General features: G+C 34.2%; 27 protein-coding genes. 7 read left to right on the forward strand and 20 right to left on the reverse strand.

What is annotated here, in order from left to right; all coding sequences use genetic code 11:
* Nucleotides 1-61: 61 nt before the first annotated feature.
* Both FLAPXU55_RS08715 and FLAPXU55_RS08720 read right to left on the reverse strand, forming a co-directional pair.
* A complete protein-coding gene (locus FLAPXU55_RS08715; RefSeq protein WP_180857349.1) occupies nucleotides 62-1,633 on the reverse strand; it encodes a Na+/H+ antiporter in 1,572 nt (523 codons plus the stop codon).
* A 4-nt stretch (nucleotides 1,634-1,637) separates the two neighbouring features.
* A complete protein-coding gene (locus tag FLAPXU55_RS08720) occupies nucleotides 1,638-2,531 on the reverse strand; it encodes a helix-turn-helix domain-containing protein (protein WP_053472344.1) in 894 nt (297 codons plus the stop codon).
* A gap of 179 nt (nucleotides 2,532-2,710) precedes the next feature.
* Between FLAPXU55_RS08720 and FLAPXU55_RS08725 the strand changes: the two genes are divergently transcribed.
* Nucleotides 2,711-3,691: an aldo/keto reductase gene (locus FLAPXU55_RS08725; RefSeq protein WP_180857350.1), complete on the forward strand. Its 981-nt coding sequence runs from the start codon at nucleotides 2,711-2,713 to the stop codon at nucleotides 3,689-3,691.
* 474 nt (nucleotides 3,692-4,165) lie between these two features.
* Here the strand turns inward: FLAPXU55_RS08725 and FLAPXU55_RS08730 are convergent, their stop codons facing one another.
* The 8 genes from FLAPXU55_RS08730 to FLAPXU55_RS08765 form a co-directional block, all read right to left on the reverse strand.
* On the reverse strand, nucleotides 4,166-4,711 hold the full coding sequence (locus FLAPXU55_RS08730) for a YceI family protein (RefSeq protein WP_180857351.1): 546 nt from the start codon (nucleotides 4,709-4,711) through the stop codon (nucleotides 4,166-4,168).
* An 11-nt stretch (nucleotides 4,712-4,722) separates the two neighbouring features.
* Nucleotides 4,723-5,073, reverse strand: a complete 351-nt coding sequence (locus FLAPXU55_RS08735) for a cytochrome c (protein ID WP_180857352.1) — start codon at nucleotides 5,071-5,073, stop codon at nucleotides 4,723-4,725.
* Between the two features lie 11 nt (nucleotides 5,074-5,084).
* A complete protein-coding gene (locus tag FLAPXU55_RS08740) occupies nucleotides 5,085-5,927 on the reverse strand; it encodes a DUF5777 family beta-barrel protein (RefSeq protein WP_053472447.1) in 843 nt (280 codons plus the stop codon).
* 2 nt (nucleotides 5,928-5,929) lie between these two features.
* Complete coding sequence (locus tag FLAPXU55_RS08745; RefSeq protein ID WP_053472340.1) at nucleotides 5,930-6,325, reverse strand: OB-fold protein; 396 nt, start codon at nucleotides 6,323-6,325, stop codon at nucleotides 5,930-5,932.
* A 229-nt stretch (nucleotides 6,326-6,554) separates the two neighbouring features.
* A complete protein-coding gene (locus tag FLAPXU55_RS08750; RefSeq protein ID WP_180857353.1) occupies nucleotides 6,555-7,472 on the reverse strand; it encodes a COG4315 family predicted lipoprotein in 918 nt (305 codons plus the stop codon).
* Between the two features lie 327 nt (nucleotides 7,473-7,799).
* Entirely contained in the window at nucleotides 7,800-10,247 is a 2,448-nt protein-coding gene (locus FLAPXU55_RS08755) for a carboxypeptidase-like regulatory domain-containing protein (RefSeq protein ID WP_235992009.1), read from the reverse strand.
* A gap of 84 nt (nucleotides 10,248-10,331) precedes the next feature.
* A complete protein-coding gene (locus FLAPXU55_RS08760) occupies nucleotides 10,332-11,231 on the reverse strand; it encodes a FecR family protein (RefSeq protein ID WP_180857355.1) in 900 nt (299 codons plus the stop codon).
* A gap of 49 nt (nucleotides 11,232-11,280) precedes the next feature.
* On the reverse strand, nucleotides 11,281-11,796 hold the full coding sequence (locus tag FLAPXU55_RS08765) for an RNA polymerase sigma factor (RefSeq protein ID WP_053472336.1): 516 nt from the start codon (nucleotides 11,794-11,796) through the stop codon (nucleotides 11,281-11,283).
* 197 nt (nucleotides 11,797-11,993) lie between these two features.
* Here FLAPXU55_RS08765 and FLAPXU55_RS08770 point away from each other — a divergent pair, with 197 nt between their 5' ends.
* On the forward strand, nucleotides 11,994-13,019 hold the full coding sequence (locus tag FLAPXU55_RS08770) for a hypothetical protein (RefSeq protein ID WP_180857356.1): 1,026 nt from the start codon (nucleotides 11,994-11,996) through the stop codon (nucleotides 13,017-13,019).
* Between the two features lie 68 nt (nucleotides 13,020-13,087).
* Here FLAPXU55_RS08770 and FLAPXU55_RS08775 read toward each other — a convergent pair whose 3' ends face one another.
* The 4 genes from FLAPXU55_RS08775 to FLAPXU55_RS08790 form a co-directional block, all read right to left on the reverse strand.
* Nucleotides 13,088-13,741 carry a carbohydrate-binding protein gene (locus tag FLAPXU55_RS08775; protein WP_219637248.1) on the reverse strand — a complete coding sequence of 218 codons (654 nt, stop codon included), beginning with the start codon at nucleotides 13,739-13,741 and terminating at the stop codon, nucleotides 13,088-13,090.
* A 17-nt stretch (nucleotides 13,742-13,758) separates the two neighbouring features.
* A complete protein-coding gene (locus tag FLAPXU55_RS08780) occupies nucleotides 13,759-15,222 on the reverse strand; it encodes a glycoside hydrolase family 30 protein (RefSeq protein ID WP_180857357.1) in 1,464 nt (487 codons plus the stop codon).
* A gap of 27 nt (nucleotides 15,223-15,249) precedes the next feature.
* Nucleotides 15,250-16,245, reverse strand: a complete 996-nt coding sequence (gene mgrA / locus FLAPXU55_RS08785; protein ID WP_180857358.1) for an L-glyceraldehyde 3-phosphate reductase — start codon at nucleotides 16,243-16,245, stop codon at nucleotides 15,250-15,252.
* Nucleotides 16,246-16,401: 156 nt separating this feature from the next.
* Nucleotides 16,402-16,842: a GlcG/HbpS family heme-binding protein gene (locus FLAPXU55_RS08790; RefSeq protein WP_180857359.1), complete on the reverse strand. Its 441-nt coding sequence runs from the start codon at nucleotides 16,840-16,842 to the stop codon at nucleotides 16,402-16,404.
* A 302-nt stretch (nucleotides 16,843-17,144) separates the two neighbouring features.
* Between FLAPXU55_RS08790 and FLAPXU55_RS08795 the strand changes: the two genes are divergently transcribed.
* The gene (locus tag FLAPXU55_RS08795) at nucleotides 17,145-17,726 is read left to right on the forward strand and encodes a Crp/Fnr family transcriptional regulator (protein WP_180857360.1); all 582 of its coding nucleotides are present in this window, start codon (nucleotides 17,145-17,147) and stop codon (nucleotides 17,724-17,726) included.
* A 346-nt stretch (nucleotides 17,727-18,072) separates the two neighbouring features.
* On the opposite strand, the gene map is transcribed toward FLAPXU55_RS08795, so the two are convergent.
* The 6 genes from map to FLAPXU55_RS08825 all read right to left on the reverse strand — a co-directional run bounded on the left by map (nucleotide 18,073) and on the right by FLAPXU55_RS08825 (nucleotide 23,368).
* A complete protein-coding gene (gene map, locus FLAPXU55_RS08800; protein WP_180857361.1) occupies nucleotides 18,073-18,837 on the reverse strand; it encodes a type I methionyl aminopeptidase in 765 nt (254 codons plus the stop codon).
* A 14-nt stretch (nucleotides 18,838-18,851) separates the two neighbouring features.
* Nucleotides 18,852-19,628: a hypothetical protein gene (locus tag FLAPXU55_RS08805; RefSeq protein ID WP_180857362.1), complete on the reverse strand. Its 777-nt coding sequence runs from the start codon at nucleotides 19,626-19,628 to the stop codon at nucleotides 18,852-18,854.
* 101 nt (nucleotides 19,629-19,729) lie between these two features.
* Entirely contained in the window at nucleotides 19,730-20,530 is an 801-nt protein-coding gene (locus FLAPXU55_RS08810; protein ID WP_180857363.1) for a helix-turn-helix domain-containing protein, read from the reverse strand.
* Nucleotides 20,531-20,537: 7 nt separating this feature from the next.
* Nucleotides 20,538-21,674: an MBL fold metallo-hydrolase gene (locus FLAPXU55_RS08815; RefSeq protein ID WP_180857364.1), complete on the reverse strand. Its 1,137-nt coding sequence runs from the start codon at nucleotides 21,672-21,674 to the stop codon at nucleotides 20,538-20,540.
* Between the two features lie 2 nt (nucleotides 21,675-21,676).
* The gene (locus FLAPXU55_RS08820; RefSeq protein WP_180857365.1) at nucleotides 21,677-22,324 is read right to left on the reverse strand and encodes a Rossmann-fold NAD(P)-binding domain-containing protein; all 648 of its coding nucleotides are present in this window, start codon (nucleotides 22,322-22,324) and stop codon (nucleotides 21,677-21,679) included.
* Nucleotides 22,325-22,327: 3 nt separating this feature from the next.
* Entirely contained in the window at nucleotides 22,328-23,368 is a 1,041-nt protein-coding gene (locus FLAPXU55_RS08825) for an SDR family oxidoreductase (protein WP_180857366.1), read from the reverse strand.
* Nucleotides 23,369-23,528: 160 nt separating this feature from the next.
* Between FLAPXU55_RS08825 and FLAPXU55_RS08830 the strand changes: the two genes are divergently transcribed.
* The 4 genes from FLAPXU55_RS08830 (at nucleotide 23,529) to FLAPXU55_RS08845 (ending at nucleotide 26,553) form a co-directional block, all read left to right on the forward strand.
* On the forward strand, nucleotides 23,529-24,452 hold the full coding sequence (locus FLAPXU55_RS08830; protein ID WP_180857367.1) for a helix-turn-helix domain-containing protein: 924 nt from the start codon (nucleotides 23,529-23,531) through the stop codon (nucleotides 24,450-24,452).
* A gap of 108 nt (nucleotides 24,453-24,560) precedes the next feature.
* Entirely contained in the window at nucleotides 24,561-25,301 is a 741-nt protein-coding gene (locus tag FLAPXU55_RS08835; protein ID WP_180857368.1) for an SDR family oxidoreductase, read from the forward strand.
* A gap of 16 nt (nucleotides 25,302-25,317) precedes the next feature.
* Complete coding sequence (locus FLAPXU55_RS08840; protein ID WP_180857369.1) at nucleotides 25,318-25,788, forward strand: DUF1097 domain-containing protein; 471 nt, start codon at nucleotides 25,318-25,320, stop codon at nucleotides 25,786-25,788.
* A gap of 12 nt (nucleotides 25,789-25,800) precedes the next feature.
* Nucleotides 25,801-26,553 (forward strand): SDR family oxidoreductase, encoded by a 753-nt coding sequence (locus tag FLAPXU55_RS08845; protein WP_073486371.1) that lies wholly within the window; start codon nucleotides 25,801-25,803, stop codon nucleotides 26,551-26,553.
* Nucleotides 26,554-26,598: the final 45 nt, after the last annotated feature.

The following is a 26,598-nucleotide window of genomic DNA, read 5'->3' on the forward strand; positions in this document are numbered from 1 at the left end:
ACAACTTTTCAGTCTTAATAAAAAAACAGCCCAATTCGAGGCTGTTTTTTTATGGTTAAATCTAAAGATATCTCAATTTTTCTTCTTCAATATCCAGATAATGCATTTGTCTGCGAATAATAGATTCATCTAAAGTCTGATCTTCTTTATTTCTGTTGATGAGCCATTGTCTCTGCTGATTTAATAAATCAAGATAAATATGTTTAAGATCCTGACTTATCGATTCATCATCGATTCCTTTAATATGCTGTTCCCATTTTTGAATAAGATGCTGCAATGAAGTATTATTTTCTACCTGACCGTCATAATTTGTCTTTAAATAGTGTAAAGCAAATTCAGCTAATTCTTGTCGTATTTGATGATAAGCTTCTTCACGAGGTACATCGTAGATATTAGGCAGTTTAATTTTTTTAATAAAATAAGGAAGTGTTAATCCCTGAATTAATAATGTCAAAAGAATCACAATAAAAGTGATAAACAAAATAAGATTACGCTGCGGAAATCCGTTGCCATTATTCAAATATACCGGAATAGATAATGCTGCGGCTAATGATACAACGCCGCGCATTCCGGTCCAGCCCAGAATAAAAGGCGTTTTGTAACCCGGATGTCTTCTGTCAGCAACGGTGATAAAATTTCGGGCAATTAAGGTCACAATTACTGCACCGTAAGATGATATCATTCGGCTTACAATTAAAACAAGCGTAATTAGTACGCCATATCCAATTGCGGTTAAAAGACTTACACCTTCAAGCCCTTTTGTAATTTGAGGTAAATCTAAACCAATCAGCATAAAGACCAATCCATTTAAAATAAAACATAAACTTTCCCAGACATTTACGCCTTGTATACGCGATCTGCTGCTCAAAAAACGATGCCTGTTATTAGATAAAAGCAATCCGCAGCTTACAACCGCCAATACCCCTGAACTATGCACTTCTTCAGCCGCCAGATAAATAATATAAGGTGTTAGCAATGACAGCACAATATCGGCATTCGCGTCTGTTGGTAAATATTTATGCGCTTTCATAAAAAGCCAGCCAATTAATAAACCAATGGCAACGCCGCCAAAAATCATCCAGCTAAAACTTATTGCTGCTTTGTAAAATATAAACTGCTCTGTTGCGACGGCAATCATCGCAAATCTGAAAATAATAAGGGAAGATGCGTCATTCAATAAACTTTCGCCTTCTAATATGGACGAAATGGTTTTGGGAACTTTAACAAATTTTAAAATCGCTCCGGCACTTACGGCATCCGGCGGCGAAACAATTCCGCCTAAAACAAAACCTAAAGCCAATGAAAATCCGGGAATAATATAATTAGCCACTAACGCGACTGAAAGTGCGGAAATAAAAACGACAATAAAAGCAAAACTTGTAATTATACGCCGCCAGCGCCACAACTCTTTCCATGAAATTGTCCACGCCGCTTCATATAATAAAGGCGGAAGGAAAATAAAAAAGATAAGTTCCGGCTCAATATTTATAGTGGGAATGCCCGGAATAAAACTGATAACCAATCCCGCCAATACTAAAAGAACAGGATAAGCTACTTTTATTTTATTGCCCAGCATAATGAGCAGCAAAATGATAATTAAAAGACCGAGGTAAAATGGAAAGTCGTCCAGCATTCGTTTAGTTTAGGTTTCTATATTCAATTGGTGTGTAACCGGTATTCTTTTTAAACATTCGATTAAAATGCTGCGGATATTTAAACCCTAATTCAGAGGCAATCTGACTAACCGATTTTTCTGCATCAAAAATTCGTTCTTTGGCCAGATTTATCAACTTAAGATGAATGTGTTCCTGAGCCGATTTCCCTGTTTCTTTTTTGATTAAATCTCCAAAATAATTAGGGGAAAGATGCAAATGATCTGCAAAATAGCCAACAGAAGGCAAACCGGAATCTTGCGCCATTTCTGATTGAAAATAGTCGTTTAACAAATTTTCAAACTTTGATAAAATATCAGAATTGATGTTTTCGCGCGTAATAAATTGTCTGTCATAAAAACGCACGCAATGATTTAAAAGCAAATCAATCGTATTACTTATAATATTTTTACTGTGTTTATCAATAGACTGGCTTAATTCGTAGTCTAATTTACTGAATAAATCTTTTATGATCTGCTGTTCTTTTAAAGATAAATGAAGCGCTTCGTGCGAATCATAAGAAAAAAACGAATATTGATTTATATTTTTAGCCAGTGCAGTTCCTTTTATCAAATCAGGATGAAAAAGTAGTGTTAAACCTGTCGATTTATAATTGTCTGTATTATTAACTTCGAGTACTTGTCCGGGTGCTACAAAAACCATTGTGCCATCATCGTAGTCGTAATTATTACGTCCGTATTTTAATTCGCCGCAATGACCGGCTTTTAAAAATACGGCATAAAAACCAAAATGAAGGCGCGTATTATTAGGTAATGCGTTACTATTAGAATTATCAAAAACACTAATTAAAGGATGCTGCGTTTCAACACCTTTTAACTGATTATACTGTGTAACTTGTTCGAGTTTTAATTGGTCCATGATGTATTTAAAAAAAATATCTACACAAATATACTATTCAGATTCTTAATAACTTAGCGTGATTATTCAAATCAGTAAAAATGGTAATAATAGCAGTAATCTGTATTATAGCCAACCGGTTTTATTGAAGGAAATTTGTACTGTTAAAAATAACAATAAACTTTTATATAAATAAAATTATGGAAAAGAGAATATTAGGAACACAAGGATTAGAGGTTTCTGCATTAGGACTGGGTTGTATGGGATTGAGTTTTGCTTATGGTACAGCGTTAGATAAAGAACAAGGAATAAAATTAATTAGAGAAGCATACGAACAGGGAATTACTTTTTTTGATACTGCCGAAGCTTATGGTATTGCCAATGAAGAGTTGGTAGGAGAGGCTTTGGCTCCGTTTCGAAAAGATGTTGTTATTGCAACCAAATTTGGTTTTAAAGGCGGACAAGCGTTTAACGGACAAGACAGCCGACCAGAAAATATCAGGGCTGTTGCCGAAGAATCTTTAAGACGTTTAAAAACGGATGTTATTGATTTGTTTTACCAGCATAGAGTAGATCAAAATGTACCGATTGAAGATGTTGCCGGAACGGTTAAAGATTTGATTCAGGAAGGAAAAGTAAAATACTTTGGAATGTCTGAAGCAGGTGCAGCATCAATAAGAAAAGCGCATGCTGTTCAGCCGGTATCAGCTTTGCAAAGTGAATATTCTATTTGGTGGAGAGAACCGGAGTTAGAAGTTTTACCAGTATTAGAAGAATTAGGAATTGGTTTTGTACCGTTTAGCCCGTTGGGAAGAGGATTTTTAACTGGAGCAATAACTGAAAGTACGAGTTTTGAAGCTACAGATTTTAGAAATAATTTACCTCGTTTTAGTAAAGAAAACAGAAAAGCCAATCAAAAATTAGTTGATTTATTGTCTGCAATTGCTTCTCAAAAACAAGCAACTCCTGCACAAATTGCATTAGGCTGGCTTTTGGCTCAAAAACCATGGATTGCTCCAATTCCGGGAACAACAAAATCACACCGATTAACAGAAAACATTGGCGGCGCTTCCATTCATTTATCTGCAGATGATGTGAAAAAAATTGACGATGCTTTTGCTCAAACTACAATTCAGGGAGATCGTTATCCTGCTCAATTTCAGCAAACGGTAGGGAAATAATCTTTGAAAAAGGGCTGTCTCAAAAGTTGAGATAGCCCTTTTTATTTTATATATTTCTTGTTCCGTAGGAACATTTCATAGGTAGAAGATTATATCGTTATCATGGCTTGCGTTCCGTAGGAACGTTTGAATTAGCATCATTTTTTAATAATCTAACATAAAAAGAGGCTGTCTCAACTTTTGAGACAGCCTCTTTTTATTTTACATGTTTATTTGTTCTGTAAGAACATTTCATCGGTAGAAAAATTATATTGTTTTAATGGATTACGTTCCGTAGGAACGTTTGATTTCGATATTGTTTTTTAATAATCTGATCTGTCAAACATTCCTATGGAACGCAAATGTTGCTGATCTTTATTTTTCTCTACCTACGAAACATTCCTATGGAATGATAACTGGATATAATAAATTGTAGATAAAGGGCTGACTTTTGAGACAGCCCCATAACTAACAACCATGAACTAAAAAAAAGTATTACATTTTTGTAAGCGGCAGGTTAAAATTGACTTTTATTTTATCCGCCACTTTTTTAGAAACCAGTTTTGGAATTTGAATATCAAAATCTTCTGCTTTTACTTCAAAATTTCCTGTTACGGTAATCTTGTCATCAGACTTTGAAATTTTGGCATTTGTCGTTACTTTTTTTGTTTTTCCGTGCAGCGTTAAATCTCCCGAAATCTTAACTGTTTTAGCTGTCGCCGAAATTTTAGATGCATCAAAATCTTCAATTTTTCCTTTAAATGAAGCTTTAGGAAATTTATCTGATTCTACATAATTTTCATTAAAATGTTCTTCCATTAAGGCCACTTTAAACCGAAACCCTTTCATAAGTGTTAACACCGCAATATCTCCCGTTCCTGAATCTAAAATGGCCGATGTGTTTTTGTTTTCTGCCGCCACTTCTTCAAAAGAATCAACAGAAGCTTCAAACTTTAAGTTTCCTGTTTTTGTCGCATATTTTTGTGCCGAAACATGAAATATTCCAGCCAATAAAAATAGCAGTACAATTCGTTTTTTCATTTTCTATCGATTTAATTTTCTAATAATCCGTCCGTACTCCATTGTAGAATTGTATTGATTTTATCCTGAGACATTCTTCCTGCTTTTGGCATTTGTCCCGGAGTTCCGTTTTGACGCTGAATTCGGTCTATTAAATTCGTATTTAAAGTCGCGTCTTTCACCTGAGCATACGTTTCTAAAGGGATAAGCTGGGACTCAGAATTATGACAGACAATACAGTTTGCATCAATGATAGATTTCACATTGGCGTTGTAGGTAACCGGACCTGTTATAACTTCTGGTTCTTCCAGACTTTCATAAGTAGTAGATTCGCAGCTGTATAAGGATAATATAATGCCAGATAAGAAGATAAATTTTTTCATATTGTATACTTTTAAAAAACTCTATATAAATTAAATCCAAAGAAAAAATCGCCTTTTCCCCAATCACCGGTTGCATTGGTCAAATAGCCGCTCTCAGTCATAGATTGCGAATTCGTGAAAATTAATTGAAAAATATGACCGCCGGTTTCGATGTCCAGGCCAACAGATAATGGATTGTTATAAAAATCAGGTTTGTTGAAATTTTCACCATATTCAAGATTTAAAGAAAGTCTTTTGGTTAATTTTAATCTTCCGCCCGCACTTAAAGTAAATTGATTATCGTTTTCATTATCCGGATTATATAGATTTTTATGGATAAATGAAGGCGCTAATTCTAAAGATAATTTATCAGAGAATTTTCTGGAAATCAAAAGTTGATTAATATAAGTTAATCGGTCAGAGAATTCAATTTTAGGATAATCGTCTTTTTTTAATCCGCTGTTAATATCAATTGTATTGTAACCCACAATGTCAAACGGGAATTCGTCGTTTTGTCTCGCTAATCGATATTTAACCGATGTTTCGTAAATTTTCAAAAGTGTATGACGTGACGCACTTACAGAAAGCCAATCGGTTACACCATAAATTCCGCCAATTTTTGTCGTGGCATCATCAAAACCAAAAAACTCAGAGATTCCGCCTTTTACAGAACCAAATCGATGCGATATAACAATATAAAGCTCTTTTTTGGCCGCCATTTTTGTCGACTGCAATGTTATAATCTGCAGACCTTTAAAAGTGGCAGTTGCGTTTTTATCAACTACTTGTGTTGAGTCCAGACTGGAAAGTAAATCTTCTTGGGCATTTGCACATAAGCAGATTAAAAAGCTGGCTATTAAGAATATTTTTTTCATATTTAGTTTTGTTGTATACTGCATTGATCCAATTTTACAACTCCAAATAAATCATCAAAACCTATACATCTTCCTTTTATATTGATTGGTTTATTGGTGAAGTTCGTTTTTACTATTTCATTCATTTTACAAAATACTTTTCCGTCAATTACCATTGAAGAATCAGTAACTTCTGTGGCTGTTCCTTCAATTTCAATTGTTTTATTTAAGTATTTTGAATCTGCCTGCAAAGCGTTTTTTGCATAGTGGTTTTCTAAGTTTTTAGCAGAAATGGTAAGTATTGATTTTTCATTATTGATGTCTCTGGCATCTTTGTAAATAATGTTTTGGTAGATATAGTAAGGACCAAAACTTACCAAAAGCAGTACGATTAAAATCGTGATTTTTCGTTTGTTCATGTCAATTTGGGATTTAAATTTTACAGCAGTTTACCAGAATTTATTATGTATTGATTTTTTATTTAACACATAGTAACATAGATTTTATACTTAAAAAGGATAAAAAAGAAACTCGTTTCTTTCACATAGTAAGCGCTGTGAATTTTAAATAAATGAAACGCCTTTTTAAGAATCTAAAATCTATGTCCCTATGTGTTGAAATTAATTTACACTCAGTAGGTAAATTATGTTATGGCGCAACCGCAGCCACAATATCTTTTACAGGAACCGGCCAAACACCAGGAGCAGGGAAACTAATTCCTTTGTTAGCCCCTCTTACGTTTGCATCTTGTCCAAAATAGTATAAAGGCCATCCGTTGTAAACCAATTGAGATTTACCAAATACAGTAATAACTGAGAATTTAGTTTTATCAAGAGTAGAAGGAACTACAATTTTGTCTGTCTCATATATTGGCCAAACTGCATTGTTAGAAAAATCTTCTTTTGTGTAGTTGTTTTTGTTGAATTTATCGTTTTTAAAAGTGTACAGCGTAATACCTTTAGCATCTGTAAAGTACGTTGTAGCACCGTCTCCAACAGTATAATCTGATTTGTAGTTTTTACCGTCATGCCCCACAAGCTGGCTTCTAACAATCATGATAGAATAATCTGGTTTTGCGATAAACCAAATACCGCCAATTCCGTCCCCGCCTGTTTTTCCAGCAGCTTCAGGAGTATTAGTTACATTTCCATATCCATCATCTCCAGAACTTGGGGAGTAATAGTATAAAGGCCATCCTTTGTAAGTAACTTGTTTTTTTGTGCCAACAGTAACAGTTCCAAAATCTGATAATGATAATCCTGCACCCAATTTATCTGCAGTTAAATTATCTAAATAAAATGGAGGCCAAACTTTTTCACAGTCACCAGTACAAGATACTTGTCCTTTTGAATCTGTTGAGAAAAAATATAAAGATCTTCCGTCTTTATCTACAAGGTAAGAACCTAATGTAGTGCTTGTAGCAAGGCTGACCTCTTTTTTAACTTCTGGAGTTGGCGGGTTATTATTTCCACCATTGTCTCCACTATCTCCACTGTCACTACTGCAGCTTAAAAAGAATGTTGTAATTACAAGGGCCGCAGCGAATTTAAGTTGTTTTAATTTCATCGTTTTTTAATTTAAGTTATTTTGATATTGATAAGGGAATTGAAACTTTACAGAAAATCGTAAAGTGTTTTGTTTTAAAATTCTACATCAGGAAATCATGCTTTAATGAGCATTTTGTTTCCTGTTTTAGTTTATGCTACGAAGAGTCATAAATAAAATAGCCTTCGTGGTATTTTTTGAAGTTTTGTAAGGCGGTCATTTCTGTTTTTTTGATAGGGTTCAATAGTAAAACAGCCTTGATGTAGATTACCCTACCAAAGAATTGAAGTTTTTGTAAAAAAAATGAAAAATAATGTAGGATTTTTTTAAATCCTGACTTGAAGAAAATTAGTAGGAAACCCTAAAACTCACGTTTGGAGTTCTTTGCAGTGAAAAAGTCTCGACTTCTTCGATAGAATTTGTCAACGAACTTACTCTGTAATATTCGCTGATTTCGTTTCTTCTGTTTAAAATATTTAAAATAGAGATCCCTAATTTGTATTGAATGCCGTTAGCTGTTTCCCATTTATAGGTTGAAGAAAAGTTTACCTGCGAAAATATATGCAGATTATCACTGTTTGGCTTACGATAAATTAAAGTAGGATTTGAAGGATCGATTTGTGTATTATCAGGAGAAGTTTTAGGCCTGCCCGAAGTCCATTTTGTACCCAAAGCAATTTTAAAGTTGTTTTTCTCATAAATTCCCGCCCACGAAGCCGTATGCATTACCTCAAAATTGTTAGGGAAAATTGGGTATTCGTAATTAGAAAAATGATAATTATTATGATTATAAGTATAACTTAACCACGTCAAAAAGTGATTCATTTTTTTTTGAATCAGCATTTCGGTTCCCCAAACCTCATAATCGCCAGTAGTTTTAACAAACTCTAACTGGTTTTGAAATCCCTGACTGGAAGTTGTAATTCCGATTACTTTTTTATAAAAATTTTCGATATCAAAAAGCCAGTCATTTTTTATATAAGATAAATTTAAAGACAGCTGCCTGCTTTTTTGAATAGGAATTGTGGAGTTGTTAGAGATAATCCAGCGTCTTTTTTCAATTCCGAAATAATCCTTTTGCAAATCAATAATCTGTTGAGAATTTTGACTTTTTAGTTCACCCAGCAATTCTGCATTTAAACTTTTACTAATGCCGTAGCTAAACTGCACACGCGGTTCGATAATATATTTTTTGAACTTTTCGATATAATTAATTCGGCTTCCGGCCTTAAAATAGATTCTCGAAATCGTATCGTTGTATTTTACTTCTGCAATTAAAGCGTGAGTTCTTAAAACGTCTTTTACTTTACGGTAGAAATCCGGATTTGTAACCTGCTCTAAATTAGTAACACCAATTTCATTAAACTGATACCCATCGTTTATGGTAAATTTAGAATTAAGGATATGATTGTTCTCTAAATTAATTCCGTTATTGTTCACCGTATTTTCCTGAATTACAATTTGACCTTCGCTGGTAGATTGATTCGCGCGAAGCTCGTAAGCAGAATTGTAAATATTAATTTTAGTCGTATTAAAGCTATTCCAGTTTCGTTTCCACGACAAATTTCCTCCATAATTTTGCTGACGTAAAATATTGTTTTCAGAACTGTTTATGTCGTAAACTTTGGCACTTTGAAAAACTTCCAGATTATCTTTAATCGTAATAAGGTCTAAAACGATTTGATCTTTAAGTCCTATTTTTTGAGCATATTTTAGCGTCGCATCATAAAAACCAAATTTTTTGTCGCTGTGATAATCGACATTTTGTTTATCTGAAAAATCAGTGATCGTTGTGTTTTGAAATACTTTATTGAAATACTCTTTGTAAGTAGGCGTTTCAACAAAATCAGTAATTGATTTACGTGCCGAAATCTCAATATAACCCTTTGGCGAAATATTGTATTTCCCGTAAACATCAGCATTAATCATATTTAATCCTGCGCTAAACGAGTTTTTTTCAGCTGTTTCCGGAGTAGATGAAATCGCTACAACGCTGGAAACACTTTCTCCGTAAAAAGCAGAACTTCCATTTTTGTAAATAGAAATTGTATGTGCCAAATTAGGATTGAATGCCGATATTAAACCAAAAAAATGTCCCGTTTGAAACATTCGTATACCATTCCACAAAAACAAATTCTGGTCGTGTGTGCCGCCGCGAACGTTAATGCTGGAAACGCTTTCGTCGATACTGTTTACACCCGGAATTTGCTGCATGGTCTGCAAAGCATCGGGCTCAATAAGTCCGGGAAGAATCCCAAATTTCTTGGGTTTAATTTCAAACGATCCGTCTTTGTTTTTTGAAATCCCCGAAGCCAGAATTGCATTCGCTTTAATTTCCTGAAGCTGCATAATTTCCGGTTCTAAAAATAGTTGTAGACAATCTTTAGAATCGGTATTGCCAGCGGTTATTTTTTTAGTTAAAAATCCTATGTGACTGATTAAGAATGTGTTTTTGTCTTCTTTTTTAAATTCAAAATAACCGTTTGCATCTGTTGAAACCTGAGTTTTGTTAGATAGGTTAATATTGGCATTTTCAATAGGTTTTTTATCTGTATTAGAAAAAACATAACCGCAGATTAGCGGTTCCTGATTCTCTTTTTTATAAATATTAATGAATTTGTTGTCGATGTTTTCAAAAGATAAATGGGTTTTTTGAGCCAGATATTCCAGCTTTTCGACTAAAGAAAGTGATTTTTTTGGCGGAACTAATTCCAGCCCCGCAATATTATTTTCGGTATAATTAAAACTGACCTGATGCTGCTGTTCAATTTCAAGTATGATTTTTTTAAAAGGCATAAGTTTTCCTTTGTCCTGAGCAAAAGCATTCAGGACAAGGAAAAACAGAAGAAACAAAAAATGAAATTGTTTGGGGAGCAACATTTATTTTCCGTCAAAAATTATTTTATTTTTTGAGACTTGCTTGGCCTCTAAATGATAAGTTGTACTAATAATCTGCAAGGCTGTGTTTAAATCGTTAGCGGGTAATTTCCCTGTAAATAATGATGTTGTATCTTTTGTATTTAATTCGATTGTAATGTCATATTGTCTTTCAACTTCGTCAAGAATGCTTCTGATATTTTCTTTATAAAAAGCGATTTCATTGCCTATCCATTCTGGCTGCGTTAAACTTACAACCGTCTTAATTTGTTTTCCGTTTTCAAAACTAACGCTTTGTCCGTGCGTTAATAAAATTTGAGTATCGGCATAATTTACTTTTACACGTCCTTCAAAACACACTACATCAAACCTGTTTTTTCTGGCTTTTACATTAAACTGAGTTCCTAAAACCGTTACTTTTCCTAAATTGGTCTGAACTTCAAATTTTCGGCCTTTGGCAACCCTGAAATAAGCTTCTCCTTTTAGTTCGAGATGTCTGTTGTTGTCCCAGTTCCATTTTTTATAATTTATTTCAGAACCGGAATTTAATACCACTTCAGAATTATCAGGTAATGAAAAAGTGGTCTTTTTTCCAAAATCTGCTGTTTCTGTCTGCGGTACTAAAACTTTCATTGCAAACGTAATTCCAAGTGCCAGAACAAATATGGCCGCCGCTCTAAACACCCATTTTTTGTATAGCGGAACTACTTTTGGAGCCGCTTTTTTCTGACTCAAAATGTTCGACAGCATCGCGTTTTCATCCAAATCACCTACCTCTAAATGAGCTGTATAATCTTTTAATTTTCGGTATTTTTCAAAATCGGGACTTGCTTCAAATTCAGCCAATTCATCCGGAGATAAATCATCGTTGAGCCATTTTGCTAATAAGCGATCTTTTTTCATTGTACTGTACTATATTATTAAAACAATTAAAACTAAATTTACCCTACTTTTATAAATCAATTTCTTTACGCAGGCTTAATAAAGCGAGATGAATGCGCTTTTCTACTGCCTTTACGCTGATATTTAATTCTAAGGCAATTTCGCTGTATTTTTTTCCGTCAATTCTGTGCATTAAAAAAGCTTCACGCTGTTTTTCGTTTAAATTTTCAATGGCTTTCAAAAGTTTAGCCTGAAATTGTTTTTCTTCCAGAATATATTCGGGACTTTCATTTGTTTTGTCTAAACCTGTGAAGTTTTTTTCATATTTCAAAACCACTTTTTGGTGTGCAATTTCGTTGAGACTGCTGTTGTTGGCAATGGTATATACGTAAGATTTTGCTTTTTCCAGTGGTACAGATGCACAATTTTGCCAAAGTTTTACAAATGCTTCCTGCGCCACATCTTCTGCCTGATTGATATTGCCAAATTTGTAAAAAAGAAAATTTCGAAGTGCTTTTACATGACTTTTGAAAAAAGACGAAAAAATTATTTCATCGCAAGTATCTGATTGGTTCTTAGTTGGCATTTATATTTGTGATTGGTATGATGCAAAAGTATTTGTTTTTACTTTAAGTAGGGTAAAAGCAATGCAGATTGTTTTATAGTAGTATGAAATGAAATTTCGTATGATAATTAAAAATGAAAAAACAATTCAAACTCCTTGATCGAGAATTTATTAAAAAGCAGTTTCTTAAATTTTATTACCTTTGTAAAAATATAAATATGTTCCCTTTTAAAAAATATTTATCACTAGCAGCAGTTTTCCTGTTTTTGTTATCTTGTCAAAATGAATCGCCTGACGATCAGGGTGATAGTGGACAAGGAACAATTACAAATGCTTCTCCGCTTACTTCTTATCTGCAAAGGGTTGCTATGGTGCCAACCGTGCAGGATAATGTAATTGACGGTTCTACTTATTGTACTATAAAACTACCTTATACGGTTACTGTAAATAATACTCAAATTGCCGTTAATACTACCGCCGATTATCAAAAAGTAATAGACAATATCAATGCAAATAATTATGATGACGATATTGTAAAAATAGATTTTCCGGTAACGATGGTCTATTATAATTACATCCAAAAACTGATTCCAAATGAAGCTGATTTTGATTCTTTAATTGATTACTGGAATCAATACCCTGATCTTTTATCTAAAATTAACGGACTGAATATCAATTATCCTATAACAATAAATATTTATAACAGCGCTAATCAAATAGGAAGTTCCCAATCGATTATAAGCGATCAGGCCTTTTTCAATTTTATTAAAAATTTGAATCCGAGTCAGTATATTTCTTTAAAATATCCAATTGCTATAGTTGATTATCATGGCCAAACGAAAACTATTAATAATAATCTGGATTTCGAAAATGCTATAAAATATGCGATTGATTACTGTCCTGAAAACAATATTGTAACCCTTGACTTGAATGAAGTAATTACAAAAGGCTCTTGGGATATTCCGTATTATTTTGATGATTCTGAAAAAACTTCGTCTTACAGCGGTTATTCATTTGTATTTAAAAACGATAATTCTGTAGTGGCTACAAAAGGCGGAACTTCAGAAACGGGCCAATGGGAAAGCAGCGTACAAAATAATGTTAGAGAATTAAAATTGACTTTCAGTTCAACGTTATTAAGTAAATTGAACAACAGCTGGAAATTGTTTGAATTTAATAACTCGCAGATTAGATTGCGCGATGTAAGCAGCAGTACCAATTATCTTTACTTCGAAAAGTTATAAAAAGAAATGACCGCACAATTTGGTTTGAATCATGCGGCCAAATCAAGTTAACTAATCATAAATCATTATTAATTGGGCGTAAAGGTCAAATAATCTAAATTCATATTACCGTTTTCTACGATATGCAAAGTGAGCAATTGCTTTCCTTTTTCTAATTTAATTGTACCAATATTTTCAGAACTGTTCCAGTGATGCCATTGTCTCCAGGCAACAGGATCTTTATCATCGTGCGTTGAAATAATTTTCATGTTTCCCGTTGCGTCTTTCCCGTTTACAGCAATAGAAATTGTTCCGTCGCCGTTTGCCGTATATAAAACACCAATTTTATAAGTGCCGGATTTTTTAACGGCAACCGTATAATTAATCCATTCTGTTGGCTGCGTCCAGCCTACATAAAGCTGTTTCATCCTTATCGGAACTTTGGTATAAGGCGTATCGTCAATGCTGTCTGTTTTGGTATACGAAATATCAACACCTTCTTTTAATCGGAATTCGTTTAACGGATTTCCATTTACGGGATTTAGTTTTCCGCTTCCGTTATTCACTTCGTCCGTGTCGTGATACGCAACGCCTTCGCCTCCCAAATCATAGAATTCACATTCTATTTTTCCTGGAATTTGCTGTGTTTTAAAAGATTTTGGCTTCTCAGCCGATGTTTGTGCAAACGTCGAAATACCATTCATCAAAACGAAAGCATTCAGAAATAATAATATTTTTTTCATAGTAGTCAATTTTAGCATTAACGTATTTCTAAAGTTGCTATAGAATGCGCCAAACTCGTAATTTTAGAAGCTTTTCCTTTTATCCATAGAAAATATTCTACATCATTATCAGTTTGGTTCATTACCACAACTTCAAGATTATTATCCTGATTTACAAAAGCTGTAGACAACAATTTATTACTGCTAGAATTACAAGCTACACGTTTTGCACCCGGTTTAATGAATTTAGAAAAATGTCCTAAATAATAATATCCGTTGGTGTAAATCAATTTTCCGGTTTTTAAATCAACGTGAATAGGACACATGCAAAAGTTTTGAACGTGATTTGGTCCGCCTCTTTCATCCAGTAAAATATTCCAGTCTGTCCAGGCAACCGTTCCAATGTTGAAATCGTTAATCATCGACATTCCGTATTTTTCACCGTAACTCCATTCCGTTAATAATTTTTGGTCAAAATCTGCAGCACAGCCTTCCGTAAGAATAAGCGGTTTGTCCGGAAAAGCTTCTGCAACGCGGCGTTCGCCTTCAAAGTTCATTCCGTTTTTCATCCAGTCTTCGTACCAGTGATATCCAACTCCCCAAACATATTTTGCCGCATCTTTATCTTCTAAAACCGTACTAACACGCTGATACATTAAATCACGATTGTGATCCCACATAATCAGTTTCTTTTTAGACAATCCGGCTTTTTGCATCGTTGGCCCAAGAAAGTTTTTGATAAAATCACGTTCTTCCTCCGCAGTAAAAATGCACGATTCCCATTTTTGAACCGCCATTGGCTCATTTTGAACGGTATAACCCCAAATAGGAATTCCTTCTTTTTCGTATTCATTAATAAATTTTACAAAAAAGTTAGCCCAGCTTTGGTGGTATTCCGGTTTTAAAGTTCCGCCCTGCAAAACATTATTATTCGTTTTCATCCACGCGGGCGGACTCCAAGGCGAAGCATATAAAGTTAATTTTCCTCCGGCTTTTGCAATCGCTTCTTTAATTAACGGAATTTTGTATTTCCTGTCGTGGCTGATATCGAAAGTTTTTAAATCTTTGTCACCTTCCGCAATGTAACTGTAAATATCACTTGAGAAATCACAGCTTTGCATATTCGTACGCGCCAAAGTATAACCAATTCCTTTGTCTTTATCGTAATAAGCCGTCAGGATTTCTTCTTGCTTATCTTTTGGAAGTGCGTAAAAAACTTCTGCGGAAGCGTCAGTAAGTGCACCGCCAATTCCAAGCAGAGTTTGATAGGTTTTTGAAGGATCAACAAAAACAGAAGTTTCTTTTTCTGTTGGCTGAGGTTTATCAAAAAACGATAAAGTTTCGGTTTTTGTTAATTTATTTTCGGTGTTTTTTGCCGTTACAAAAACTGTTACACTTTTATAATCGGATGCTTTAGTCTGCTTTTTCTGCGCCGTTAAACTTGCCGTCAGAAACCCCGATAACATGATGGTCAGGCATGTGTTGAATTGGTATGTTTTCATAATTATGGTTAAATAGTTAGTGTCGTTTTATGCTAGAATGTTATCAATTTTTTGAAGTTCATCTGCAGAAAAAGCAGTGTTTTTAAGACAGCCAACAGAATCTAAAACCTGCTCTGGTTTGCTTGCGCCAATGATAACTGAACTAATTCTGTTATCTTTTAAAACCCACGACAATGCCATTTGTGCCAGACTTTGACCGCGTTCTATCGCCATTTCATTTAACAGACGAACTTTTGCAATATTTTCCGGCGTAATGGCGTCTTCTTCAATTGCTCCGTTTCCGCGATGTGCGTTTGCTCTTGAATTTTCAGGAATTCCGTTTAAATATTTATTCGTCAGAAGTCCTTGTGCCAAAGGAGAAAAAGCGATGCCGCCAACTCCGTTAGCTTCCAAAACATCCAGTAAACCGTTTTCGATAGTACGTTCCAACATCGAATATTTAGGCTGATGAATTAAGCAAGGCGTTCCTAATTCTTTCAAAATTTTAATTGCATTTTGAGTTTCTTCCGGATTGTAGCTCGAAATACCCACATAAAGTGCTTTTCCCTGACGTACAATTAAGTCAAGTGCTGCCATAGTTTCTTCTAATGGTGTATTTGGATCTGGCCTGTGATGATAAAAAATATCAACATAATCTAATCCGAGGCGGGAAAGACTCTGATCTAAACTCGCAACTAAATGTTTTTTTGATCCCCAATCGCCGTAAGGGCCATCCCACATAGGCCATCCAGCTTTGGTAGAAATCACAAGTTCATCACGGAAAGGTTTGAAATCTTCTTTAAATAATTGACCAAAAGTCTGCTCTGCAGATCCCGCCGGCGGACCATAATTATTGGCCAAATCAAAGTGACTTATACCATTATCAAATGCAGTGTGTAATATTTTACGGGCGTTTTCGATATTGTCAATCGCGCCAAAGTTGTGCCACAACCCAAGAGAAAGGGCAGGAAGCATTAATCCGCTTTTACCGCTGCGGCGGTATTCCATTTTTTGATATCGGTTGGAATCAGGTGTGTAACTCATGTTTTTATTTTAATTTTTTGTTCTGTGGTGCAATTTAATTAAACACATAGAAACATAGTTTTTATAAATCTAAAAAAGACGTTTCACTTGCCTTAACAAACATAGGCTATGTTTCTATGTGTTTAAAAAAAATGTTACAGTTAAACGAGTTGGTTGTTATATTTTTTTGAATGCTTTTATTACAATTTCTAAATCACTAACGCCTCTAAAGCCGCTAAAACCAACAGAAAGTTTTGTTCCGTCAGATAAAGTTAAAGGTTGTCCGCCCTGCCAGCCAATAAGATCTGGGGCTTCAATTCCGTTAGCGTTTTCATCTACAATATTATTAAAAACCAATTTTTCATAATCTCCCGTTTTTACTCCGGTAAGCCAAACCTGACTCGCTTTTGTCCACGCAATTTTATACGATTGTCTTTTTTTGGCTTTATCATTTCCGTACATACGGCCATAAACGGTTCCTTCTTCGTCAATAATACATACGGCTACATTTCCGTTTGAAATTACTTTGTCTTCCTGAACGTCCATGTAACTGGGGATCAGATCTTCAATAGCCAATAAAGCTAAAGCAATTCTTAAGTGTAGAATTTGATCATTCATTATTTTGATTTATAAAATGTTAGGGATTTCAAAGATGAAATATTTTGTTTCCTAATTTCTTAAACTAGATCAAGAAATTATAATAAATAAAAATTTTATTAAACACATAGAAACATAGTTTTATATTCAAGTTGAAAAAGATTAAAATAAATGACACATCATTTGCACATAGCCTATGTTTGTTTATGCAAGTGAAACGCCTTTCAACAGCAACAAAATCTATGTTTCTATGTGTTTAGATTATTACATTTAATGAGTTAAATAAATCATCTTATATTTACATCTTGTAAATCAGTAAAACAATGTTTCAAAAAATACGAGAATATCTTTCAAGGTCTGTCCGCCTTTCTGAAAAAGAAATTAAAATTTTTGAAAACAGTCTGGAATTGAGGCTGGTTCCCAAAAAAACAATCTTGTTACAGGCTGGCGAAATATGCAATTTTGAAGCTTATATTAATAAAGGCTGTATTCGCGAATATTTTATTGATGATGCAGGAATTGAACTGACGCTGCAATTTGCAACCGAAGATTGGTGGGTAAGTGATATTACCAGTTTTGAAGACCAGATTCCGAGTGACATGTATATTGAAACGCTTGAAGATTGCGAATTATTGGTTTTAACTCGTCAGTCTAAAGAAAATTTGATTAACGAAGTTCCGCAGTTAGAAAGAATGTTCCGTTTGATGATTCAAAGGCATTTATCGAAATTGCAAAAAAGATTGTTTAAAACCGTTTCTTCAACCGCAATGGATCAGTATATTGAGTTTGTTACGCGTTATCCAACAATTTCGCAAAGGGTTTCTCAGCAGTATATTGCTTCTTATTTGGGAATTACGCCTGAATTTTTAAGCAGATTGCGTGCGAAGCATTTGAAGAATGGGTGAATTTAGATTTGAAAAACAATAAAAAAGGGCTGTCTCAAAATCGAAACAGCCCTTTTTAAATTTATATATTTCTTTGTTCCGTAGGAACATCTCGTCGGTAGAAAAATTATATTATTATCACCGTTTACGTTCCGTAGGAACGTTTGATTTTGACATCGTTTTTTATAATCTAATATATCAAACGTTTCTACGGAACGTAAATGCGGTCAATCGTTATTTTTTTCTACCGATGAAACGTTCCTATGGAACGTTAATGTGGCGAAATTCTATTTTTTCTACCAATGAAACATTCCTACGGAATGATAACTGAATGACGCTTTTTAAAATTACATGTGATTCAGAATTTTTAATTCCAAATCTCATTCATTTCTGTCAAAATAATTGGCTTTCCATCAGTAACCACAATGGTATGTTCGTGCTGTGCCATAAAACCCCCCTTGTTGCCAACCATTGTCCAGCCGTCTTGTAAAGTTTCGGCAATTGTAGAAGTTGTTGAAATAAAAGTTTCAATTGCCACAACAGAGTTTTTCTTGAATCTTGTTAAGTTAAATTTATCTCTGTAATTGGCTATTTCGTGTGGTGCTTCGTGAAGACCTCTTCCAATTCCGTGGCCTGTTAAATTTTTGATGACTTTATAACCTCTTTTCTTAGCTTCGGTTTCCATTATAAAACCGATATCAGAAATACGAACGCCGCCTTTTATATTGTGAATTGCTTTATGCAGAATTTCTTTTGAAGCTTCAATCAGTTTTTGATGACGGTTTATATCTTCGCCAATAACAAACGAACCGCCGTTATCTGAAAAGAAACCGTTTAATTCTGCCGAAACATCAATATTGATTAAATCGCCTTCTTTCAATATTCTTTTATCAGAAGGAATTCCGTGGCAGAATTCTTTATTCACGCTGATACAAGTCCAGCCGGGAAATCCATACGTTACATATGGTGCCGATTTTGCGCCTAAATCATTCAGGATTTTTCCGCCGTAATCGTCTAATTCTTTTGTTGAAATTCCGGGTTTGGCATAATTCCTCATTTCTCTCAAAGCGTAAGCTACAGCTTCGCTTGCCTTTTTCATTCCGATTAATTCTGCTTCTGTTGTTATTGACATGTGGTATTTGTGTTTTATTTAAATCCGTAGCGCATTACCATACTAGAATTTACATTTTGTTTTCTTATTTGTGCTGGTTTCCAACCCTCTCTCTTAATTATCCTATTTAATTCACTTTCAAAATATTTTTCAAATTTATGATTTGATTTTATATCAAATAGAAACCAGAAATTTTTAATTTTTCCATTACCATTTTTATCTACATTAAATGAAATATCCACAAATGCAGAAACTTCATAGTTGGGTCTTTGTATATAACCTTTTGGATAAATGAGTGTCCGATCAATTTCATTTTGCATCACTTCACTATATTCATCGTTACTGTCGTCTTTATCATTTGGATAATTTGGTCTCGTGTCACAATCTGCATAATATAGTGTATCGTTAATGTGATTCATTAAGTACTTTTCATCAGCAATGTTTAGCAAAGAATCTATGAATTTTTCGCCATATTTTTGATTTATCTTTTCCTCCATTAATTTGCAATAGCAATGTTCAGTCTGGTCATCGTAGACAATACAAGAAGATCCTTCATTTCTAAAGTCAATATTATTTTCTTTCAGAATTTTAATTAACTCTTTTTGTGAACGCAAATAGTGACTAATTATATTTCCAGAATAATGACAGTAGGTCAGTTTTCCATTTTCTAAATCTTTTTTTGCCTCAGATATATCCTTTAAGCAGGTGGTGTCTTCTTTTGGAACAAAATCAAAGAATGAACCTTTTGGTCTTCTTTCAAGTTGACATGAAATTAGTAGTATACTAAAAAGGATAAAAAAATAATTCTTCATTTATCTATTTTGATGAAAAAGGTTTGAGATTTTTGTTACCGCTAATATAAAATTAAATTGTTAGTAAAAGCTTTGTTTTAAAAAGTTGATTTATAGCGTTTTTAAATTTTCTTCGCCAATTTCAAAACATCTGAAGGAGAAAACCCATATTTCTTTTTAAAAGCAAAAGAAAAATGGGAGAGATCTTCAAAACCGAGTTCAAGATAAATGTCAGAAGGTTTTTTGCCTTTCTTTTCCAGTAAAAAATAACCTTCTTTTAGTCTGCGTTGAATCAGCCAGCGGCTTGGAGTATCTGAAAAAATGGAGGCAAAATCACGTTTAAAAGCAGAAATACTTCTTCCGGTTAAATATGCAAAACGTTCCATGCTGATATTAAACTTATAATTTCGGTTCATATAAGCTTCTAAATCTATTTTTTCCGGCGGTGCAAAATCAAATAAAATATCTGTCAGTTGCGGATTTTCTTTTAAAAGAATCAAAAGCAATTCTTCCCGTTTTATATTCGAAAAAGTCTCATCGATTTCACCGCCATCATTATAATAAGGCATTAAGGAAAGAATGAAATTCGGAACCAGATTTGTTTTCTTTAAAGCAAAAAATACCGCTTCATCTTCACTTTTTTGAGCTTTGGTTTTATGTTTTGCGGCAAAAGTTTTTAAAAACGCCGTATCAAAAATTACGACGACTTTTTCAAATTCTCCGTCTTGTTTTTGTTTGTTGTATCTTGCGAGATGATTTTTTCGGGCAATACAATATTCGCCTGGTTTTAGGTTGTATTTGCTAACTCCGTCATAACCTTCAATAGTGCCTTTTGCCAGATACAAAAAGAAATGTTCTGAAATAAAATGTTCCGGCGATATTTCGGGACCTATATAACAACTTTTGATTTCTGTATATTTCATAAAGCGTTTATTTTTCAGGATTAGTTTTCCACCATTGTTGGAAAATTTTAGGACTATCAAAATTAACGATTTCTCCCATAATAGGCGTAATCAGCGGAATGTGATATTTTTCATTTAAACGAGTGATTTCGTTTAGCGGTTCATTCCATCTATGTTTGGCAAGCGCAAATTTTGAATTATGAACCGGAACAACACTTTTAGCGTTTAGATCTTTCGCCGCTTGAAGGGTTTCTTCGGGCAGCATGTGGATATAATGCCACGCTTTGTTGTATTGTCCGTTTTCCATAATAGCAACATCGATTGGGCCAAATTTCTTTCCAATTTCGGCAAAATGCGTATCGTAACCGCCGTCGCCGCTGTAGAATACTTTCATTTTTGGGGAACTAATTAAATACGACGCCCACAAAGATTGGTTTTGTGTAAATCCACGTCCGGATTTATGCCTTGCCGGAAGTGTGTGAATCGTGAAATCTTTTCCAACCGTGATGGAATCATTCCAGTCTTCTCCTATAATCTTATTTTGAGGATAACCCCAGCGTTCAAAATGTGCGCCAACACCCAAACCGCAAATTACAGTTTTGACTTTGTCTTTTAATGCCAAAACAGTTTCATAATCAAGATGATCGTAATGATCGTGAGAAATTAACAGGTAATCAATTTCGGGTAAATCTTCAACATGATACGAATTTGTTCCTGCAAAAACGGTTACACTATTTGGAATTGGTGATGCATTATCACTAAAAACGGGATCGATTAAAATTTTCTTTCCGTCAATTTGCAAAAGGGTAGAAGAATGCCCAAACCAAACCAACAAATTCTGATTTGCAGGTAAATGTTTCAAATCTCTTTTTACAGACGGAATTTTTCCTGTAGGTTCAGTTGGAACTTTTTTATCAAAAAGCTGTCTTCTTATTACGCTCCAAAAAGTATAACCGGGCGCAAATGTTGGCGTGCACGTATTATTTTGAAATTCACCATTTTTATAATGTGATGATTTTTCAATTCGAGCCATACTTTCGTCTGAAGGTAAACTTCCAAATGTTGCTTTTTGCATATACAACCAAGTGCTGAAACCAAGAATCAGAATTAGGATTACGAGAACAATTAGTATTCTTTTGATAATTTTTAGGATTCGTTTTTTCATTTTTAGTTCGCGGCTTTTTTAATGTCAATGGCTTCCAGTATTTTTTGAGAGAATCCGAATCGTGCTGTCGAAATCATGGCGCGGCCAATTTCTCTGGTTTCGCAGCCTGTATAAAATAATCCCATAATTGGATACAGAAATTTGATGTATTTATTAAATCCTTTTAAATGAATTTGCGTTGGATCGGGTTTCATTAATCCCGGACGGAAATTATATTGCGCTTTGAAAGACATTTTTTGTAAAGCATTTTCTGTTTTTCCTTTTACACGCGCCCACATTACTTTTCCGGTTTCAGAACTGTCTGTATGCGATCCCGAAATAAAATTGAAAACAAGATTTGGATTTTGGTTGAGTACAACTTCTGCAAAATGTATCGTTGTATCGTACGTAATATAAGTGTATTGTGCTTCGTCAAGTCCTACGCTGCTAATTCCGGCGCAATAAAAACAAGCATCATAACCAGAAAGCTTGGTATCATCGCTTTTTAGCGAAAGAAAATCAGGAACAAGATATTCCGTTAATTTAGGATGCAATTTTCCGCTTGGTTTTCTTCCCACATATAATACAGCTTCTATTTGATTATTTTCAAGACATTCTATTAAAACGCCTTCGCCAACCATTCCGGTGGCACCGGTTATAATTACTTTCATCTTTTATATTTTAAGAGATTTCCATTTTATTAAACTAATTACTGTGGCGGTTATCGCTTCTTCATTGCTTTGGGGTTTCCAGCCTAATATTGTTTTTGCTTTTTCGTTGCTGGCATTGCGATAAATTCCAACCAAAGGTAAAATGGCTTTTGCCTGATCGTTAAACAATGCCGTTAAACGTATTATAAAGGTAGGCAAAGATTTTGTTGATGCCTTTTCGGTTACATACGGCATTTTTTCTTTCAGCAGTTTTACTATTTCCAGTAATGACATCGTGCCGCCGGATAATGCTAAAAATCGCTGTCCTTTTGCTTCGGGACTTTCCATTGCCAAAATGTGTAATTCGGCAACATCTCTTACATCGACAATTCCTAATCTGATATCCGGAATTGCTTTCATTGAACCGTCTAATAATTTTTTAAGCAATTCAAAACCACTTGATAAATCCGGGCTCAATGAAGGTCCAAAAATTCCCATTGGGTTTATTACAGAAAATTCTAATGCGCCGCCTTCATTTTTCATAAAATCCCAAGCAGCTTGTTCTGCCAGAACTTTAGATTTATTATAAGTCGAAAGTCCTTTTTCGTTAGGATTTGTCCAGCTTTCTTCGGTAATAAGTGAATTTTTATCTTTATGGCTGTAGCCCACAGCGCCAAAGTTGGATGTCATAACAACACGTTTTACACCTGCATCTCTTGCGGCTTTTAGTACACGCAAAGTTCCGTCAACCGCAGGACGAATCATTTCGTCTTCGTTTTTGGGTAATCTTAAAAATATAGGCGAAGCAATGTGTAAAACGTAATCGCAATCTTTCATCGCTTCTGCCCAGTTATTATCGCTGGTTAAATCAGCTTCAATAAATTCTAAATCACTAAAATCTGTAATGCCGCCGTTTTCGAGCATTTCAAAAATCTTTTTTTTGCTTTTTAGCGAGCGAACAGTTGTTCTCACTTTATAACCGCGGTTGAGTAATTGTAAAATACTGTGTATGGCAACAAAACCTGTTCCGCCGGTAACTAATACTTTTTGATTTGATTGTATCATCGATTGTATTTTTATAGGGCAAATTTCAGGAGAATGCAGAAAAGTTATTTTGTTGAAAAGTCCAAAGTTATTTTGTTGAGAGGTTCAGAAAGCTGAAAACGAAACCAATGGGCTTTTCTGAAAAAATCTTATATTCGCTTGAACTTACAAAGAGAAACCAATGTCTAAAGAAATAATTTTATTTAAAAACTTACATGATACCTATAAAAACATGGGACTTCCTGTAAATGAAATTATTGACAATGACGGTTTAACAATCAATAATTTAAAAGATCTGCATCCGGTACTGCCTTTTAAATCGATTGGATACAGACCGAGTTATTTTTCTTTTTTATTTGTAAAAGATGCAAAAGGGAAATATACAACAGATGATGTTTCTTTTATTACAGAACCGGGAACTGTATATTTTACAAATCCGGGGCATTTTAAATCTTTTGAATGGGATGAGATTACTGATGTTTATTTGATAACAGTTACAGAAAGCTTTTTAAAAGAAAATGTTCATACGGATATCTTCAAAGAATTTCCTTTTTTATTGTCTGAAACAGTTTATCCGCGAAACCTGAATGAAACCGATTTTAAAGAGTTTGAAACGATTTATCTTCAAATGGAAAAAGAATTCGCTTCAACATCTTCCATAAAAAATAAAGTAATTGGCAGTTTTTTGGTTATTTTACTTTTGAAGATAAAAGAAGCTTTTTGGAACAATTATAATCCAATTTACGAAGGAAATAAAAGTTCTCAAATTGTAAAAAACTTCAAGAAAAATTTGGAACAGCATTTTAGGGAATTACTCGACGGAAAAACAGATAAACAGCTTCGGGTAAAAGATTATGCTTTGGCACAAAACCTTCATGAAAATTATCTCAACAATGTTATTAAAAGTAAAACCGGAAAATCGGTCAGTAACTGGATTTCGGAGAAATTGATTGCAGAAGCAAAATCACTTTTAATAAATTCTACGCTTTCTATTAAAGAAATCGCCTATAAATTGGGTTTTATAGAAACGTCACATTTTAGTAATTACTTCAAAAAAAACACTAAAACCTCGCCTGAGGAATATAGAAAGTCGGCAGATTTATAGTATGCTTTGAAATTTGCATTTCAATCTGTAATCTTCGCAACAACCACCTTCCAGTCTATTTGCAATTTTGTACTGTCGATAATGACATAACAAAATTTATAAATCATCATGGAAAATTTAAAAGACAAAGTAGTTTTAATTACAGGTTCGTCAAGAGGAATTGGAGCAGCAATTGCATTAAAAGTATCTCAGGCAGGAGCAAAAGTTATTATTAATTATGCGGGAGGTAAAGAACCTGCCGAAAAACTGGCTCAGGAAATTAATTTTAACGGAGGTCAGGCTTTAGCCATTAAAGCAGACGTAAGTAATTCAGCAGAAGTTAAAAATCTTTTTGACGAAAGTATCGCTCATTTTGGTAAAATCGATGTTTTGATTAACAATGCTGGTATTATGATTACTAAATTAATCAAAGATACTACAGATGAAGATTTTGACCGTCACTTCAATATCAATGTAAAAGGGACTTTTAATACGATGCGTGAAGCAGCTACAAAACTGGCTGATAACGGAAGTATTATCAACTTTTCGACTTCTGTAAATCGTATTATGCTTCCGGGTTACGCCACTTATGTAGCCACAAAATCTGCTGTGGAGCAATTGACAAGAGTTTTTTCTAAAGAAATTGGTTCAAGAGGAATTAACGTAAACTCCGTTTCACCTGGGCCAACAAACACAGAATTATTCACAAACGGAAAATCGGAAGAAGTTATCGCAAGATTAGCGTCATTATCAGCTTTCAACAGAATTGGAGAAACAAATGATATTGCAAATGTTGTGGTATTCCTTGCTTCTGATGATGCAAAATGGATCAATGCACAGAATATTGGTGCTAACGGCGGAATGGCTTAATCTTAAAATTAAAATTATGAAAACATACATAAACGCTATAATATTAGGATTGTTTGGCGCTGCTGCGGTTACTGTTTCCTTCATGCTGCAATGGTCAACATGGACGATGTTCCTGGCTTGGGTAAGTTATTATTTATTCGGAAAATCGATTAAAACTTCTATTCCGGTCTTCGTGCAAATAATCTTCGGAATCTTGATGGGAGTGGGAATAATGGTTTCGGCGAAATTTTTTGAAACCATAATTGGAGTTGCAGGTTTTCAACTCGCTGTATTTTTATTCATTGGTTCATTGGCTTTTTTATCCAAAATAGAAGGTTTAAAAAGTATTCCGGCTTGGTTTATTGGCTTGATAATCATTTTCGGAGTACATCCGGAACTTGAATTTGTGGCTATTGTCAGCCTTTTGATTCCGGTAATTGCAGGATTTACATTTGCCTGGCTCAATGATTCTTCAATTCAAATCGTATCAAAATCATTCAACAATTAAAATTTAAAAATCATGAAAATATTAAATAATAAAGTCGCAGTAATTACGGGTTCAGCAAGAGGTTTAGGAAAAGCTATTGCAGAAAGATATGCATCATTGGGTGCCAATATTGTAATCAATTATTCAAAAGACAAAGCTTCTGCAGATGAAGTAGTGTCAAACATTACGGCAATGGGCGTAAAAGTAATCGCTGTTCAGGCCGACGTAAGTGTAGTTGCCGATATCGAAAGATTATTTGAGGAAGCCATTAAAGCTTTTGGAAAAATAGATATTGTTGTTGCTAATGCCGGAATCGAAATGGTAGAAACTCCGGTTGCAGAATTTACAGAATCTCAGTTTGATAAATTATTTTCTATCAATACAAAAGGCGCTTATTTCACAATGCAGCAAGCGGCGAAAAAAGTGGAAAACAACGGAAGGATAATTTATATCGCTTCTAGTACAACGGCTTTTCCAATTCCGGGAATGGCGATTTATGGCGGAAGTAAAACTACGCCAAGATATATGGTTGATGTTTTATCTAAAGAAATTGGACATAAAGGAATTACGGTAAATACGATTATTCCGTTTGCGGTAGATCATTCTGGAATTTTTGCAGATGAAAACAGTTATCCTGAATTGAGAAAATCATTAATCGACAGCTGTCCAATGGGAAGATTGGCAGAAGTGGAAGATGTAGCCAATATTGCTGAATTTTTTGCAAGTGATTTATCTTCTTTCGTAAATGGTCAGCATTTACTTGTAAATGGCGGAGCAAATCAATAATAAACTTTGATTGAGTAGTTTTCAAAGTATTTTAAAAAAGTCAGG

The organism is Flavobacterium panici (assembly GCF_903819335.1).
GTDB lineage: Bacteria > Bacteroidota > Bacteroidia > Flavobacteriales > Flavobacteriaceae > Flavobacterium > Flavobacterium panici.

Coding starts and splice junctions, on each gene's coding strand:
- FLAPXU55_RS08715 (WP_180857349.1), bottom strand. CDS start 1,633: ATGCTGGACGACTTTCCATTTTACCTCGGTCTTTTAATTATCATTTTG.
- FLAPXU55_RS08720 (WP_053472344.1), bottom strand. CDS start 2,531: ATGGACCAATTAAAACTCGAACAAGTTACACAGTATAATCAGTTAAAA.
- FLAPXU55_RS08725 (WP_180857350.1), top strand. CDS start 2,711: ATGGAAAAGAGAATATTAGGAACACAAGGATTAGAGGTTTCTGCATTA.
- FLAPXU55_RS08730 (WP_180857351.1), bottom strand. CDS start 4,711: ATGAAAAAACGAATTGTACTGCTATTTTTATTGGCTGGAATATTTCAT.
- FLAPXU55_RS08735 (WP_180857352.1), bottom strand. CDS start 5,073: ATGAAAAAATTTATCTTCTTATCTGGCATTATATTATCCTTATACAGC.
- FLAPXU55_RS08740 (WP_053472447.1), bottom strand. CDS start 5,927: ATGAAAAAAATATTCTTAATAGCCAGCTTTTTAATCTGCTTATGTGCA.
- FLAPXU55_RS08745 (WP_053472340.1), bottom strand. CDS start 6,325: ATGAACAAACGAAAAATCACGATTTTAATCGTACTGCTTTTGGTAAGT.
- FLAPXU55_RS08750 (WP_180857353.1), bottom strand. CDS start 7,472: ATGAAATTAAAACAACTTAAATTCGCTGCGGCCCTTGTAATTACAACA.
- FLAPXU55_RS08755 (WP_235992009.1), bottom strand. CDS start 10,247: ATGCCTTTTAAAAAAATCATACTTGAAATTGAACAGCAGCATCAGGTC.
- FLAPXU55_RS08760 (WP_180857355.1), bottom strand. CDS start 11,231: ATGAAAAAAGATCGCTTATTAGCAAAATGGCTCAACGATGATTTATCT.
- FLAPXU55_RS08765 (WP_053472336.1), bottom strand. CDS start 11,796: ATGCCAACTAAGAACCAATCAGATACTTGCGATGAAATAATTTTTTCG.
- FLAPXU55_RS08770 (WP_180857356.1), top strand. CDS start 11,994: ATGTTCCCTTTTAAAAAATATTTATCACTAGCAGCAGTTTTCCTGTTT.
- FLAPXU55_RS08775 (WP_219637248.1), bottom strand. CDS start 13,741: ATGAAAAAAATATTATTATTTCTGAATGCTTTCGTTTTGATGAATGGT.
- FLAPXU55_RS08780 (WP_180857357.1), bottom strand. CDS start 15,222: ATGAAAACATACCAATTCAACACATGCCTGACCATCATGTTATCGGGG.
- mgrA (WP_180857358.1), bottom strand. CDS start 16,245: ATGAGTTACACACCTGATTCCAACCGATATCAAAAAATGGAATACCGC.
- FLAPXU55_RS08790 (WP_180857359.1), bottom strand. CDS start 16,842: ATGAATGATCAAATTCTACACTTAAGAATTGCTTTAGCTTTATTGGCT.
- FLAPXU55_RS08795 (WP_180857360.1), top strand. CDS start 17,145: ATGTTTCAAAAAATACGAGAATATCTTTCAAGGTCTGTCCGCCTTTCT.
- map (WP_180857361.1), bottom strand. CDS start 18,837: ATGTCAATAACAACAGAAGCAGAATTAATCGGAATGAAAAAGGCAAGC.
- FLAPXU55_RS08805 (WP_180857362.1), bottom strand. CDS start 19,628: ATGAAGAATTATTTTTTTATCCTTTTTAGTATACTACTAATTTCATGT.
- FLAPXU55_RS08810 (WP_180857363.1), bottom strand. CDS start 20,530: ATGAAATATACAGAAATCAAAAGTTGTTATATAGGTCCCGAAATATCG.
- FLAPXU55_RS08815 (WP_180857364.1), bottom strand. CDS start 21,674: ATGAAAAAACGAATCCTAAAAATTATCAAAAGAATACTAATTGTTCTC.
- FLAPXU55_RS08820 (WP_180857365.1), bottom strand. CDS start 22,324: ATGAAAGTAATTATAACCGGTGCCACCGGAATGGTTGGCGAAGGCGTT.
- FLAPXU55_RS08825 (WP_180857366.1), bottom strand. CDS start 23,368: ATGATACAATCAAATCAAAAAGTATTAGTTACCGGCGGAACAGGTTTT.
- FLAPXU55_RS08830 (WP_180857367.1), top strand. CDS start 23,529: ATGTCTAAAGAAATAATTTTATTTAAAAACTTACATGATACCTATAAA.
- FLAPXU55_RS08835 (WP_180857368.1), top strand. CDS start 24,561: ATGGAAAATTTAAAAGACAAAGTAGTTTTAATTACAGGTTCGTCAAGA.
- FLAPXU55_RS08840 (WP_180857369.1), top strand. CDS start 25,318: ATGAAAACATACATAAACGCTATAATATTAGGATTGTTTGGCGCTGCT.
- FLAPXU55_RS08845 (WP_073486371.1), top strand. CDS start 25,801: ATGAAAATATTAAATAATAAAGTCGCAGTAATTACGGGTTCAGCAAGA.